11 protein-coding genes and 1 pseudogene are annotated in these 15,186 nt (G+C 70.6%); all 12 read right to left on the reverse strand.

Features of this window, described 5'->3' with window-relative positions; translation table 11 throughout:
* Positions 1–550 precede the first annotated feature (550 nt).
* The gene (wrbA, locus tag ACZ56E_RS10795; protein ID WP_471213204.1) at positions 551–1,162 is read right to left on the reverse strand and encodes an NAD(P)H:quinone oxidoreductase; all 612 of its coding nucleotides are present in this window, start codon (positions 1,160–1,162) and stop codon (positions 551–553) included.
* Positions 1,163–1,210: 48 nt separating this feature from the next.
* The gene (locus tag ACZ56E_RS10800; RefSeq protein ID WP_471213206.1) at positions 1,211–2,305 is read right to left on the reverse strand and encodes a class I SAM-dependent methyltransferase; all 1,095 of its coding nucleotides are present in this window, start codon (positions 2,303–2,305) and stop codon (positions 1,211–1,213) included.
* Entirely contained in the window at positions 2,302–3,456 is a 1,155-nt protein-coding gene (locus tag ACZ56E_RS10805; RefSeq protein ID WP_468613352.1) for a DegT/DnrJ/EryC1/StrS family aminotransferase, read from the reverse strand. The genes ACZ56E_RS10800 and ACZ56E_RS10805 overlap by 4 nt, the downstream gene beginning before the upstream one ends.
* A 122-nt stretch (positions 3,457–3,578) precedes the next feature.
* Positions 3,579–4,097, reverse strand: a pseudogene (locus tag ACZ56E_RS10810) (cupin domain-containing protein); the annotation flags it as partial.
* A gap of 502 nt (positions 4,098–4,599) precedes the next feature.
* A complete protein-coding gene (locus tag ACZ56E_RS10815; protein WP_471213207.1) occupies positions 4,600–5,667 on the reverse strand; it encodes a type III polyketide synthase in 1,068 nt (355 codons plus the stop codon).
* A gap of 2,778 nt (positions 5,668–8,445) precedes the next feature.
* Positions 8,446–9,549: an aromatase/cyclase gene (locus ACZ56E_RS10820; RefSeq protein ID WP_471213208.1), complete on the reverse strand. Its 1,104-nt coding sequence runs from the start codon at positions 9,547–9,549 to the stop codon at positions 8,446–8,448.
* Positions 9,550–10,427: 878 nt separating this feature from the next.
* A complete protein-coding gene (locus tag ACZ56E_RS10825; RefSeq protein WP_471213210.1) occupies positions 10,428–10,646 on the reverse strand; it encodes a hypothetical protein in 219 nt (72 codons plus the stop codon).
* Positions 10,643–10,831 (reverse strand): hypothetical protein, encoded by a 189-nt coding sequence (locus ACZ56E_RS10830; RefSeq protein ID WP_471214058.1) that lies wholly within the window; start codon positions 10,829–10,831, stop codon positions 10,643–10,645. Before ACZ56E_RS10830 ends, ACZ56E_RS10825 begins: the two co-directional genes overlap by 4 nt.
* 120 nt (positions 10,832–10,951) lie before the next feature.
* Positions 10,952–11,260, reverse strand: a complete 309-nt coding sequence (locus tag ACZ56E_RS10835; RefSeq protein WP_471213211.1) for a hypothetical protein — start codon at positions 11,258–11,260, stop codon at positions 10,952–10,954.
* A gap of 74 nt (positions 11,261–11,334) precedes the next feature.
* Positions 11,335–11,502 carry a hypothetical protein gene (locus ACZ56E_RS10840; RefSeq protein ID WP_471213212.1) on the reverse strand — a complete coding sequence of 56 codons (168 nt, stop codon included), beginning with the start codon at positions 11,500–11,502 and terminating at the stop codon, positions 11,335–11,337.
* Between the two features lie 564 nt (positions 11,503–12,066).
* Positions 12,067–12,621, reverse strand: coding sequence for a GNAT family N-acetyltransferase (locus tag ACZ56E_RS10845; RefSeq protein ID WP_471213213.1), 555 nt, complete (start codon positions 12,619–12,621; stop codon positions 12,067–12,069).
* Positions 12,622–13,130: 509 nt separating this feature from the next.
* Positions 13,131–13,952 carry an AfsR/SARP family transcriptional regulator gene (locus ACZ56E_RS10850; protein ID WP_471213214.1) on the reverse strand — a complete coding sequence of 274 codons (822 nt, stop codon included), beginning with the start codon at positions 13,950–13,952 and terminating at the stop codon, positions 13,131–13,133.
* Positions 13,953–15,186: the final 1,234 nt, after the last annotated feature.

Raw genomic sequence — 15,186 nt, forward strand, 5'->3', positions numbered from 1 at the left:
TGCGGGGCCAAGGACGGTGGGGCGGCGCGGGGCCGAGGACGGTGGGGCGGCGCGGGTTCACGGGCGGGCCGGGCGGGTGGCCACCGACCAAGGACGGTGGGGCGGCGCGGGTTGAAGAGGTGGTGGGGCGGCGCGGGTTCAAGAAGGGTGGGCCAGGTGGCCTCACAATGTGCGGGGCTGCGTCGTCGGACCCGGTGAGGCGGACGGGACGGCCGCCGCTGCGGGGCGGGCCTGTTGGCCCTGTCCGCCTGGCGGCGGCCGTCTGAGGTCCGCGTCACGGCGCCCGGGGGCGCCCCCTCGGACCGGTTTCTGCCACCGGCCGTGCCCCCGGCCCCGCCCGCCGGCACCGGGCGGGCCCGCACGGTTTTGACCGAGACCACGCGGACCCGCCCGGGCACCGCCGGACCCCCCTGGGCCGGGCAGTGCCGGAACGGCTGCCCCGGGCAGCCAGACAGGCGGACCGGAGGGCGGACAGGCCGAAGGGTGGTGTGGTGCGGTGCGGTGGTGTCCAGCGGCAGGCCCGTATCAAGGCCCCCGAAAATCGGGGGTTTTAGAGGGCGGCGTGGCCGGCTTTGAGGGCGGCGGCGGTGTCCACGACGCGGCGTGCCTGGTGGCGGGCGGCCTGCAGGGCGACCTCGCCCGGTGCCCCGTCACCGGCGACGTGCGAGGTGCCGTAGGGGTTGCCGGACTGGAACTGGATGGGGTCGGTGTAGCCGGGGGGCACGATGATGCCGCCCCAGTGGTAGAAGGTGTTGGACAGGGCCAGGATGGTGGATTCCTGGCCGCCGTGTGCGGTGTTGCTGGCGGTGAAGGCGGAGAACACCTTCCCGGCGATCTTCCCTTCGAACCAGAGGGGGCCGGTGGTGTCGATGAAGGCCCGCAGCTGGCTCGCGGGGTTCCCGAACCGGCTGGGCGTGCCGAACAGCACCGCGTCCGCCCAGGCCAGGTCGTCGTGGGTGGCCTCGGCGATGTCGGTGGTGGCCTCCCGGTGCTGCACCCAGGCCGGGTTGGCACTGATCGCCACCTCCGGCGCGGTCTCGGCGACCTTGCGCAGCCGCACGCTTGCGCCGGCCTTCTCCGCGCCCTGGGCGATGGCCTGGGCCAGGGCGTGGACGGTGCCGGTGGCGCTGTAGTAGATGACGGCGACGTTCACAGGTTCCACGGCTGTTTCCTTACGTTCTGGACGTGTGCGTGTGCAGGGGGCGGGGGGCTAGCGGGCGATGACCAAGGTGGCGGGGGGTGCGGCGTGGAAGGAGATGTCGCTGAAGCCGGCCTTGGTGAGCCAGGCGCGGTAGTCGGCGCGCCGCCAGGTGCCGCCCTGCTGGGACTTCAGGAGCATTTCGGAGGCGAACAGCAGCGGGAAGGCGGGTCCGGAGCGGTCGTCGTCGACGACGTAGTCGCAGACCACCAGGGCGCCGCCGGGCTTGAGGGCGTCCTTGAGGCGGGTGAAGACCGCGATGTTGTCCTCGGGGCCTTCCTGGTGGGCGATGTGGGAGTACAGCGCCACGTCGTAGGTGCCGGTGCCGAAGTCGGTGGTGTGGAAGTCGCCGTCGATGCAGGTGAAGCGGTCTGCGACGCCGCGGTCGGCGAGCAGCTTGCGGGCGATGGCGTTGATGGGTTCCCAGTCCAGCTGGGTGGCGTGGGCGGCGGGGTTGGCCTCCAGCCAGGTGGCGGAGTAGATGCCCGAGCCGCCGCCGACGTCCAGGATGGAGACGGCGCCGGCCTCGGACAGGCGCAGCACGTCGGCGGCGACGGCGGCGGCGGGTACCGACTGGGCGGCGATGGCGGGCACGACCTGGCCCCAGTGGGGGTTGTCGGCGACTTCGGTGGTGGGGTCGCTGACCGGGCCGCCGGCGCGGACCACCTCGGGCAGGGCGGTGAGCTTGCCCATGTGGGTGAGCTTGAGGCGGGCCATCTGGGACAGGTCGGCGGGCCGGCCGGTGACCAGGTAGGCGGAGGCGGCGGGGGTGTTGCGGTAGCGGCCCTGCTCCAGGGTGAGCAGGCCGATGCTGACCAGGCCGTCCAGCAGGGTCTGGGCGCCGCGTTCGGAGATCTGCGCGCGCTGGGCGAGCTGGGCGGCGTCGTGGGCGCCGTCCTCGAGGTGGGTGAACAGCTGGTGCTCGGCGGCGGCGCCCAGGATGCCGGTGGACCAGTAGCCGTTGATCAGCCGCAGGATGGTATCCGGCCCGTCATCCGGACCGGAGCCCGAGCCGCTGGCCGGTCCGCTGTCCGGGCCGCTGCTGTGGGGGGCGGTGGCCGGGTGGGGGGCTGTGGTGTCCTGGTGGGTGTTCTGGTGCTCGCTCATGCGGTTCCTCCCCGGCCCGCGGGGGCCGCGTGGGTGCGAAGTGCGGTGCGCAGGGCCGCCACGACGCGTTCGATCTGGTCGGCGGTGAGTTCGGCGTGCATGGGGATGGCCAGGTGGCGGGCGAACAGGTCGGCCGAGACGGGGCAGGTCTGCTTGGAGGTGAAGACCGGCTGCAGGTGGCTGGCCCAGGTGCCGTGGCCGCAGCCGATGCCCTGGCCGCGCAGGTCGGCGGCGAGCGCGGCCCGGTCCACCGAGGGGTCCAGGGCCACCAGGTAGGACTGCCAGGCGTGGGTGCGGTCGGCGGGCACCTGGGGCAGGCTCAACAGTTCCTCGTCCGCCAGGAGTTCGGCGTACTGGGCGGCCACCTGGGTGCGCCGGGCCAGGAGTTCCTCGATCCGGCCGAGCTGCACCTGCAGGATCGCCGCGGCGATGTCGGAGAGTTTGAAGTTGTAGCCGACCTCGGTGAACTCCGGGATGGGCAGGCCCACGATCTTCGACTGGTCGAAGATGCTGCCGATGCCGAAGGAGGAGCGCAGCCGGGCATCGGCGGTGATGGCCGTATCGGTGGCCAGCAGGGCGCCGCCCTCGCCGCAGCTGGCGCCCTTGCGGCCGTGGAAGGACAGGCAGGCGATGGGGGCCAGCGCGCCGGCCGGGCGGCCCTGGTAGGTGGCGCCGACCGCGCAGGCGGCGTCCTCGATGAGGAACAGGCCGTGGCGCTGGGCCAGCGCGCTCAGTTCGCGGTAGTCGGCGGGCAGCCCGACGGTGTCCACCGCGATGATGCCGGTGGTGCGCGGGGTGATCAGGTCGGCGACCGCCTGCACGTCCAGGGTGTGGGTGTCGGGGCGTACGTCGGCGAAGACGGGCACGGCGTCCAGGTAGCGCACCGCGTGGGCGGGGGCGGGGAAGGTGTAGTCGGCGACGATGACCTCGTCCCCGCTCTGCACGCCCAGGGCCAGCAGCGCCAGGTGCAGGGCGGCCCCGCAGTTGCTGACGGCGACCGCGTCCATGGCGTAGCGCTGGGCGAGCTGGGCCTCCAACGCCTTGCCCCTGGGTCCCTGGCCGGCCGGCCAGCCCGAGGCGAACACCTCGGCGACGGCGGCCAGTTCCTGCTCGCCCAGGCTGGCGTGGACCAGGGGGACGGGTGTGTTCACGGCGCTCACTTCTCACTCTCCACACCAGCAGCAGCCGCGGCGGCGGTGGCGGGGGCGGTGGGGCTGGAGGTCCCGCCGGGGGCGGCAGCCGCGGCGGGGGCGGTGCCGGTACCGCCGGGGGTGGCGGGGGGCTGGTAGCGCAGGGGGGTGAGTTCCTCGACGTCGTAGCGTTTGCGCATCTCCTCCACCGCGGCGGGGTCCACCGTGGTGCCGCGCGCCCAGATCTCGGCGATCTCCTCGAAGTAGTGCTCGTGATCGGGCGAGGGATAGCTCTGGAAGAGCATCTTGACCGGCTTGTCGGTGGCGTTGCGAAACGCGTGCGGGGTGCCGGGCGGCACGAACATGCAGCCGCCCTCGGCGGCCTTGATGACCCGCTCACCGCTGGCCGAACGCCAGTGGTGCCAGGTGTCCTTGGTACGTTCGGTCGGCTCGAAACACATCAGGTCCAGCTCACCCTCCAGGACGTAGAAGAACTCCTGGGACTCGTGGTGGACATGCGCGCCGACATCGAAGCCGGGCGGCACGACCACCTCGAAGATGGAGATGGACGAGCCCAGCGCCTGGGTGGCCTTGAAGGTCACTTCCTGCGCCGGAGTGATCAGCTTGCGTCCCTGGCCGGGCGGAACGATCAGGCCAGTCATATGGTGGGTTTCCTTCTCCTCGTACGGACATCACACCGCCCGGCCGGTCAGCGGCCGGGCACTGCGGGCGCCGGTGCGGCGGGCCGGGCGCACCCCTACTTGCGGGCGGTCGGGCACCGTGCCCGCGGGTGCGGCGCACGGGCATGGCGCCGCGGGCGGCCGGGCGCACCTGCTTGCGGGCGGTCGGGCACCGCGCTCACGTGCGGCGGACGGACTGTGCGCCTCGAGCGGCCGGGCGGACACACCTGCCGGCGAACGGACCGGGCACCACACTGCCAGTGCGGCGGGCCGGCACCACGCCTCGTGCGGCGGGCGGGCGTACCTGCTTGTCGGACGGCCGGGCACCGCGCCGCGGGTGCGGCGCACGGGCTCGGCGCCACGGGCGGCCGGGCGGGACACACCTGCCGGCGAACGGACCGGCACCACGCCGCCGGTACGGCGGACCGGCACCACGCCTCGCGCGGCGGGCGGGTGTCACCCCGGGCCGGGTCGGGCTGTTGCCTCAGCCGGCGGTGGGCGGGGTGTCGCTGCTCCAGCGGCCAAGCGCCATCTCGGCGGTGATGCCGGGGCCGAATCCGGCGATCAGCCCGGTGGCGTCGGGCATCGGGGTGTCCTCTTCGAACAGGCGCAGCGCCGCGTCCAGGACGACGGCGCTGGCGATGTTGCCGTACTCGGTGAGCGTGGACCAGCTGTGGCGGAACACCTTGCGGTCCACGTCCAGGAACTTGGCCAGGTCGTTGAGGATGCGCGGGCCGCCGGCGTGGACGATGTAGAAGTCGAGGTTGGAGGCGTCCCAGCGGTGCCCGGCGGCGAACTCGCGCAGGACCGGCGCCAGCGGTTCCATGGTGCCCGGCACCCGCCGGTCCAGCTGGAAGTGGAAGCCGGTGTCGCGCACCGCGTAGGAGATCCAGTCCTCGGTGTGGGGGATGAGGTAGGAGGAGTTGACCTCCAGCTCGATGCCGGTACCGCCGATACCGCGCACCACGGCGGCCGCGACCGCGTCACCGAACAGGCCGTCCGAGAGCAGCGAGCCGATGTCGTCCATGTCGGGCTGGTAGCACAGCGAGCACAGCTCGCAGGAGACGATCAGGACGTTGCTGCCGGGGTGGGCCAGGCAGAAGTCGTGGGCCCGGTTGATGGCGGCGCCGCCGGCCGCGCAGCCCAGCTGCGCGATGGGGATCTGGCGGGTGTCGGAGCGAAAGCCCAGCTGGTTGATGAGCCAGGCCGTCAGGGAGGGCATGAGGAACCCGGTGCACGACACGTAGATGATCGCGTCGATGTCCCGGGCGCCGAGCCCGGCGTTGGCCAGGGCCTCCTGGACGACTTCGGGGGTGCGCTTTTTCGACTCGGCCTCATAGAGGCGGTTGCGTTCGGTCAGGCCCGGGTGTTTGAGGGTCTGCTCGATGGGCTGCACGATATGCCGCTTCTGCACCCCCGTGTTGCGGATCAGTCGAAGTGCCAGGGGGAGCTGCGGCTTTCCGGCATGGACCCGCTCGGCGAAATCCAGCGTCTCTTCCGCCGTGATGACGTATTCCGGCACACGCACTGACGGCTTGCATAGCCTGGGCATATCGGGAATCCACTTTCTGTAGAGTCTGCCTTCTGCACGTGAAGAAGCTTGTGCGCACTCCCGGTGCCGCCCACAGGCGACGGCAAAGGGGCAGCGGTGACGACACGGTTCCGTGCCGCCTTCGCCGGCCCCGGACCCCGCCCTTCCCCACCAGCACGGGAGACGACGCCCGGCCACCGGGGAAGGCGGCACGAGAACAACAACCACACCCACACCCAGGAGCCGAGGCTCCAAGGCCGTGCCCGCGGCCAAGGGCCGGGGCTCCGGGGCCGGCGCACGGCCGGGGGCCGGAGCTCTGGGGTCGGGACCGGCGCACGGCCGGGCCCCCGCGCCGACTCGGCCGCCGAGGGCGACCGGACGCGGACACGGCTCACAGCCGGACGAGCCACAGGAGTACAGGGTGCGGGCTGGCGGGGCACGGACTGCGGCCGAGCGGGGTAAGGGTTCGAGTTACGAGGGACAACAGGCCGGCGGGGGCACAGGGGTACCGATGGGCGGGGCATGGCTTACGGCCCCCCGGTACCGGGCCGACCGCTGGGGACGGCCTGACGAACTGCGGCCGGGGCACCGCAACCGGCCTTTGGGCGTGACCGCTTACGGCGTGACCGCTGACGGATTACGGCTGACCACCAGGGCCAGCCGCAGGGCGACAACCGCTTCCGGCTTACGGCACGGGCGGGGAACTACTCGCAGGGGGCGGCTGACGGCACGGGTGCTGGAACTACTCGCATGGAGCGGCTTGCGGCTGCGCTGCCCGCAGGACCGACAGCCGCTCACGACTTGCGGCCTGACCGCCTGCGACCTGCCGTTCGGCGGATTCCGATGGGTGGCCGAGGCGCCCGACGGCGTGCAGTGGAAAGCCGACGGAGTGGAACTGCTGACATACGGCGACCGACGGGGCGGAGACTTGCGGCGCACAGCTCACCGCACACCGGATCTGACCGCACAACGGCACGACAGAACACGGAAGCCGAACCGCTGCCACACACAACCACGCGCAGGGGCCTACCAGTTGCATGGCCCCCAGCGGCTGGGCGGGCCAGACACCGCAGGCTGCGCACGGTGCACTGCGGGCTACGGACCGGACGAGAGCCCCCCTCCCCTCCCCCCGCCTCCATACCTCCGCCCGGGCACGCCACGCAGGACCGCCCGAGCCGGCCATCGGAGAAAGACAGGCGGACGGCGGACGGCGCCGGACACACCGGCCCCCGCCCCACACCCACCACCCACGGGAGGAATGAATCCCCGTGAACGCCCGCGAAGAACCAGCCCGGTTACGCACATAGGCCGCCGCCAGCCCCTGCCACCCCGCCCCTCCCCCACCGCACGGATGTGGCAGCGGATGACCGGAAAAAGAGACAGGAGTCCCCGCCGTAGGCCCGCACACCGGTAACGCCGGGGCGTCACGGCACACGGGTAGAAAAACTACGGAGGGGGGAACTGCGCCGCAAGGGGCATGGCTTCGACATTGGCCCGCAAGGAGGGGGGCGGCGGATACGACACTCAACCCACCGCCTCAGAACCGGCTTTGGGCAGGGAAGTCGTGCGGAAATAGTGACACGGATGATGACCGCACACCAAGGGACTCCGAAAGTGACGTAGGTCACGACACAAGGCGTCGTGCACGACACCCCGCACCCGCCGGCCCACCCCAGCCCGCGGAGCCCCCACCTCCGCATATACCGCCCATCGAGGGCGAGTTGCCCAACCCCGAGGCAAGAACGGGGAAGGCTCGAGGACGGGGGACGCGACCCGGACGGCAACCCGGGCGGCGGCCTAAGGGGGTGGCGACATGGGGCGGCCTGAGGCTGTGGGCCCGTCCGAGGCAGGGCCCCAATGCCGCCCGTACACCGGGGCATTGCATTGCGGCCAAACCGGCCCCCGGCAAGGCCTGCGGCCAAGCACCCGCCCAACCCCCCCCCCCCGGAGGGGGCAGCTCGGCTGCCGCGGGCAAGACGGGCTCCCCGGAAAGACCGACACCGCGCAGACGGGAAGCCGACAGGACACCGGCCCGACGCCACAGTCCGCGAGGCAGACCGCGGCCGAAGCCGGCCCCCGGCATGGGGGCCTGGGACCTGGGGGTCGTACGGCATGCGGGTCCAGTCGGCCGCCATGGCGCCCTCGGGTCTCGGTCTCGGGTCTCGGGTCTCGGGCCTCGGGTCTCGGGCCTCGGGTCTCGGGTCTCGGGTCTCGGGTCTCGGGTCTCGGGAAGGATCCGCCGGCACACGGGACTGGAGAACCGGCCGGAGCCGCTCTTGAGGCCGCCGAGCCAATCCCCCACCACATCCTCCGACCACGCCCCAAAACGCCGACACCACGACCGCCGCCCTACCGCGCCACCATCAGCCGGCCGACAACCCACCCAGCGGATACTCCCGTCGCGGGACGTAAGCGAGGACAGCAGCACACCGGGCAGGCCACTCCCCAGCCGTAGAGCCGGTGCAATCCCATCCACCGCACACCGCTCTTCCTCTCGCGGTCCTGGGCCTGGGTCTGCGTCCGGGTCTGGGCCCGGCGTCAATCGCTGAACCCACCGGGATGCCCACAGCACCCCCTCCCCCCTCCCCCGGACGCACTTCCAAGACCTGCTGCGCGCGGGCCGACAGGCCAACAACGGCCCGTCCGGGCCTGACCCCCAGCACGTCCTGATCTGGCGGCTGGAGCCGAAGGCACCGCAGGCAGCGGACGCACGGATGGCTGCGGACCCGGCGCTGCCGGTCACAGCGAGCCCTGCCGGCGATGGCCACGAGACGGCGTGGCCACCGGGGGGTCATGGGATCACAGGACGCGGATGGCTGTTTCGGCGTGGCGGCGGGCCAGGTGCAGAATCTGCCGGCTGTCCCGGCCGAGTTCGGCACGCACCTGACGGCGGGCCTGGGCCAGACCGGCCCCGGCACCAAGGACCCGCTCGACGGCATCCTCACGCAAGATCGCGTGATGCTGGGCAACCACGGTGACACCCCGCTCATCGGGCAGCACCGACCACTCCCCGCAGTGCGCGGCCAGCAACGGACGGGGCACCGTGGCCTTGTGCACAATGCGCCCGGCATGCGGAAAACAGATACGGATACCAGCCACCGTGACACCCACCCCCGCGCCGGCGCCAGGACCGACATCGCCGCCAGAGCCGGGCCCGCCCGGGCCGGCACCGAAACCGTCAGGACCGGGACCACCCGGGCCAGCGCCGATGCCGGGGCCGTCCATGCCGGGGCTGTCGGGGCCACCGGGGTCGACGAGGTCCAAGGCGACTTTCTGGATGCCGGCCTGCGGCACTTCCACCGTGGCCCGGCGCACATGCGCCAACTGCCCCGGCCAGTCCGCCACCTCATACAAGAAGGCATAAACCAGCTCAGCAGGCCCCTTGACCCGCACCGTCTCGGCAAAAGACAGCGCCAGCTGATCCACACGCCCCCACCGCTCGGCCAGAAACTGCAGACTACGCAACGCAGAACGGCTGTTGTCGGCCGTCACCTCCCGCAGCCACACCGCATCCTGAGGCCGCTCACGCGCAGCAGTGAACTCATGCTCCAACGTCAGCCGGCACCGCCCGCCCTCCAGCGCCAGCACACTCCACCGCCCCGTCATCGACGTCGCAGGCGCCATCAACGGACCCTGACGAAACGTGATACACCGCCGCCCGGCATCCTGCACCCGATGCGAAATCCACGACGCCACCTGCCCATCAGCCAGCGACCACACCCGCAACCGCTCACGCACCCCATCAAAATCCAGCCGCTGCGCATACACCGTCCGCGGCAGATACAACGGCCAACGCTCAGGATCCGCAATCAACCCATAAACAACCGACGCCGGCGCAGCCACCTCAGCACAATGCGTCAACCGATGGACACCCTCACCAACCACCAAAACCTTCCCTCCCACCCCAACAAACCCAACCCACCCCCAACCACCCCAGGCCCACCCCCAACCACCCCAGACCCAGCACCGGCCCACACCACCGGCCCCGGCCCACACCAGCGGCCCTGACCACCCCGAGAGAAGCAGCACAGAACCGCAACAGCCCCACACCACCCCGCCCCAGCCCTGCACCGGCCCTACCACGCCGCACCGGTCCAACCGAGCCATGCCGTTCCCACCGCGCCGCACCGGCTATACCGCAACGCACCAGTCCCACCGCGCCGCACCGGTCCAACCGCGCCGCGCCCAGCGTGCCGCCCCAGCCGCGCCCCGCCTCCGCACCGGTCATGCCGTGTGCGGTCGCGGACCGGGCAGGAAGGATGCCTGCAGGCGAAACGGAGGCACGGATACCAGCGGGGAAGGCAGGAGGCCGACCGATGGCATGCGGACCCCTTCCACCCGGGCCAGCCCTCAGACCTGCCCGTCCCCCGGGCACCCGCCCCGCCCCGGCCCCGAGGCGCCTGCCCGGCCTCCCGGACAGACGCCCGGACACAACCCGCAGGCGCCCGGAAAAGGGGCCGGACACAAACAAGATCCCGGGACACGCACAGACAACACTGGCCGCAAGGATGGCCGAACCCACTCGACCCACACCCGCACCCGGCTCGAGCCCACCCGGGCCCCCGGCCGGCAAACCCCCCACCGAAACACCAGCACACCGCGGACCATGCACCGCGGGACTGCAGCAGCCCGCACACACCGCAATGCACCCCGGGAATACAACGGCCCGCACACAGCGAGCCTCCGCCACCTTGAAGTCGCAGGTCAAAAGGCTGGTGCGACCGGTTCTCGGGGGTGCTCACGCTGGCCGTCGGCGGCTGTCTGCGGATGCAGATCATCTGTCAGCGGTCGACTTCGAGGTTCGCCAGAACGAGCAAGGCGCGCAGGAAGCGGGTCGCATGGGCGGGGTCGGTTCGGAGCTTGGTGAGGGCCCGCCAGTTTTCGAGGTGGGCGAAGCCGTGTTCGACCGGTGCACGCCCGACGGCAAGGACGCGGTCGGCTTCCTTCTGGCCGGTGGTGAGCTTGCGGGTTCGGCTGGCGTGGAAGCCGGTGCTGATCACGGGGTCGCGTACGTCGTGGTCCAGGCCGCGGCAGCCGGGTCTGCGAGGACGCCGAGGCCGGCGGCGCGCAGGTGGGCCATGATGTGGTCGTGGCGGGCGACGGTGATGTCGTGGGGGCTGCCGGGCCGGGCGGCGGATATCCAGATCCGGCGGCCTCTCTCGTCGGTCAGGGCGAGGAAGTGCAGGCCGTGCTGGGGCTTTCTTGCCGGAGAAGTTCCGCCGGTTGGCCTTGCCGGTGCGGCGCCGGGTGGGGATGAGGGTGCCCTCGACCAGGACCACCTCTTCGCCCTGCTTGGCGCCCTTCTTCACGGCGCGGTCCAGGCGCGGGGCTTGGGCAGCGAGCAGGGCGTCAGCTCGTCGCGCCAGCGGCAGACGGTGGACTCCAACACGTTGTTGCCGCCGGCCACGTCTGCGAGGCGCTGGTCGCGACGCGGCACAGCCAGGACGATCACCGCGATCCTCCCGGGCGGCAGGATCCGCCACCTGGACCGTATCGCCTTCAGATGGCGCCGCAGCAGACCGGCGAGGTGGTCGACGGTGCGCGTGGACAGCGGCAGATGCCACTGGAAGCCAAGCAGGCAGGTGCCCGCGGCGCATTCTCTGGTTTTCGTCACACAATTCCAACGGCCTCCGGGCGCACCGTGATTACGCCCATGGCCCAGCATCCTGGGCGATGGTGCCCCCCCGGTCACAGGCGGGTGGTGCAGCGGCCGTCGGGCAGTTTGCGCAGCCAGCCGCGATCAACGCCTCTGACCAGCCTGGCCCGCACCGGTTCCAGCCTGGCCCGCACGGTGACGTCGACGCCCAGCATCTCGCCGGCCTGGCGGGCCATGACCGGTCCGGCGGCCTGCCGCATGACAGCCAGGATGCGCTGGTAGTCCGGCGGAAATGGTCTCCGCCACGTCCGGCGTTCGCTGTGGGATCAGCATCACCGCCCGGCCGCCCACCCGCACGCGCGCCGGTGCGGCCGAGGCACGCTCGCCGGCGAGCTGCCCGCTCACCCGCTCACGGACACCTACAACGGCCGCGAGTTCGTCCCGCTCGGCCCCCACCTCCGCCAACCGCGCGGTCAGCTGTTCTCCGAGTTCGTCCAGTCCCGCACGCCGTTCGGTGACCCGTTCCAGCAGCTCAGGATCCAGCATGCACAGGATCGCAGAGGCGACCGACCCGCAGCGAGCAAGAACCGGACGGTCAACCCCCGCCTCTCCTGCCGACCGCTTGTCCAGGAACTGCTTCACCCGCCTCGACTGCCTCCCTCAGGAACTGCTTCGCCGCCTCGACTGCCTCCCTGTCGAGTTCCTCGAGGGAGACTCCCCAGCTCTCCTCCCGGCCGTCCAGGTTGTGCACGCTAATGGACAGGCGGTCCCAGCTCTCCGGCATCAGGGCCCCGGCCCCTGTCCCTCCGGCACGGGAAGGTCCCTTACTGAACGGCGGCGGGGTGGGTCGGGCGGTCGATGCGGTAGACGTAATGGGCCCGGTCGTCGATGGGGTTGTCGGGTTCAAGCAAGGCCTCGGCGACACGGTGCAGGCCCGCCTTCTCCAACGCCCGCCAGGATGCCCGGTTGGCCACCTGCACTGGGACGATGATCGCAGTGACGTCGGGCTGGTCGTTCCAGGTCGCCCCGACGACCGCGCGGATCATGCGTACGCCGTGTCCCTGACCGACCAGGCGGGCATCGCCGATCAGGTAGTCGATGGTCACCGCCCCGTCGGGCACGTCGACTTCGGCCGCCAACTCGGCCAGGTAGTCGGGGTAGTCGGCGAGACGGCAGCGCTGCACGAGGCCGATCGGTTCGCCGTCCAGCAGGACGAGCAAGTCCTGTGACGGCTCCTGCCCCCGGGCTGCGGGCCCGAAGTCACGCGTGACGGCCTCGAAAGAGGCCTCGTGGTTCCACCATCGCGCCACATGCGGCTGTGCCAGCCACTGCCTCAGCAGAGGAAAGTCGGTTTCGCCGAGCCGACGCCAAGTGATCACCGGGACTCCTCGGCAGGCCGGCAGTGCAGTGCCTCGCCGAAGAGCGCTGGCGCGTCGGGCTCTTCGCTCCGAAGGAGACCGGCCGGCACGGCGAGGGAAGAGCTCTCAACCCCGGCGCTCACCGCGTCCAGCCCCGCCCGGGCCGGTCAGACCCGACGTCCCTACCGAATGCCCCTCGCGCGCGCGAGATATCGCTGAGCTGCTTGAGCGCGTCATCACGGGTCATCGGAGTCTTCCCGATCGGCATCTGGAAGAAGAAGGCTCGCACATCCGCCCATACTGCTGCCGCGTGTTTCTCTTCGAGCCCACCGCGCTGACAGACGCTTCTCCTCCTCAGACCACCGCCTACGACCAGCATGAGCAACCCCAGAGCCGGTCACACCAGCCCTTCGACCTGCGACTCCAGGCCGGTGGAAGCACACTGCAGTGCACCGCGGGAATGCAGCGGTGCACTGCGACAAACTGTGCTGTGCCGTGATGCGGGCCTGCGGCAGAGGGGGTGGGGGGGGTCAGGCGGCGTACAGGTCGAAGGTCGAACTGCGCCGCGGGCCGGCCACCACATCCAGCTGCGGATCAACAGCCAGCATCGCCTGATGCAGCCGCTGCACCTGCGGCGAGGGCTCCACCCCCAGCCCCTCGATCATCCGGATCCGCAACTTGCGGTAGATCTCCAAAGCCGACGCCTGACGCCCCGACCGGTACAACGCCACCATCGCCTGCGAATGCAGCCCCTCATGCTGGGGATAACGCGCCGTCAACTCCGTCAGCTCCGCAATCAGCTCCGAATGCCGGCCCAACCGCAGATCCGCATCGATACGCCGCTCCACCGTCCCCAGCCGCGACTCCTCCAGACGCAAAACCTCAATCTCCAAAATCGGCCCCACCCGCACATCCACCAGCGCAGGCTCCCGCCACAACGCCAAAGCCCGACGGAACCGGTCCGCCGCCGTGACATCATCGCCGCCCTCAAAAGCAGCACGGCCCTCACCGGCCAGCCGCTCATACTGATGCACATCCACACTCTCCGCCGGTATCTGCATCAGATACCCGCCATGCCGGGTCGCCAGCACCTCCTTCGCCGACCCAGGAGCATCAGGACCCAACGCCGTCCCCAAATGCCGCCGCAACTGCAGAATATAAGTCTGCAACGTCGTCAACGCACTCTGCGGCGGCGCCGTCCCCCACAACTCCTCCATCAGCGTCGGGACAGGCAACACCTGTCCGGGGTAGAGGGCAAAAAGAGACAGAATCTGCCGCGGCTTACTCGCCGTCGGAACAATCGATCCCCCGTTGACCTCGGCGCTCAACGGACCCAGAACCTGAATCTTCATGGGACTCCTCCGTACATCGTCGAGTTCCTACACCAAACCGCACCAACCACACCAGCCACACTGGCTGTACCGGCTTCATTGGCTGCACCGGCCGCATTCACCGCAAACCGTCACCACGACACAACCCCGCCCACCACCCCCAAACCCCCACCCCACTCACGGGGCATGACTCACCATCAGGCGATCCTCACGACCCGAACGCCAGCACCCTCACCACCCCACACCACCAACACACCAACCCGGATGAAACCCACACCACCAACCGAAAAACACTCCACCACCCCACCCCGCGGCAACCAGCCACCAGCCACCACCCGGAAAAACCCGAAGACCGAGCAGAAATGCGAGGATTACGGGAAACCCCAGCAGCACGCAAACCCTGGGCCGCATGAAGAACCCGGCCACTGCAGGAACCCCGGACAGCCCGAACGGCGGGGAAATCACCAAGGGCCCGGTCAGACTGGCGAACGCGGGGAGCACCGGAAGCCACCCGCACGACACCGGGTGTATGAGAAGGAAAAACCTCGAGGGCACGAGACCGAGAGCCCTGGGCGACGCGAGAACCCTCAACAGCACCTAGACCTGACGGGACTTGAACGACCCGGAGAACCCAGACGGCGTGAGAAGCCTCAACAGTACGGGCCGGCGAAACTCGAGGGACCCGGGAAACCTGAACGGCGTCAGGAGCCGTCTGGGAACCGCGGGAAACCCGAACAGCATGAGAAACCCGAACGGCCTGCAGGACTTGGCGGCCCTGAACGGTATCGGAAGCCTGAACAGCCTGGGAAACTCGGGAAACCTGAACGGCGCGAGAAACCCGAGCAGCCCGGCAGGCCTCAACGACCTTGGGCACTTGGGAGTTCTGAACGTCGCGAGAAGCGTGAGCGGCATGGAAAATCTGAGCGGCGCGGCGGACCCGGCCGACGCGGGAGGACCAAAATTCCTCGGACATCCCAACGCTGCGAGAAACCTGAACGGCGTGCGAGGCCTGCGCGGCACACCCGACCTGAACGGTAAGAAAAACCTGAGCGACGTGGGAGCCCTGAGCAGCATGCCCGACCTGACCGGAACGAAAAACCCGAGTGACGTGGGAGGCCTGAGCAGCATGGCGGACCTGAACAGCGCGAGAAGCCTGAACGGCGCGACGGACCTGGACGGCACGGGCCCTGCGGACCCTAGGAAACCCCTCCCTCAACACCGACCCCGGCACCACCCCACCGGCACACAACCCCAA

The sequence above is a fragment of the Streptomyces sp. NPDC039480 genome (assembly GCF_055597165.1).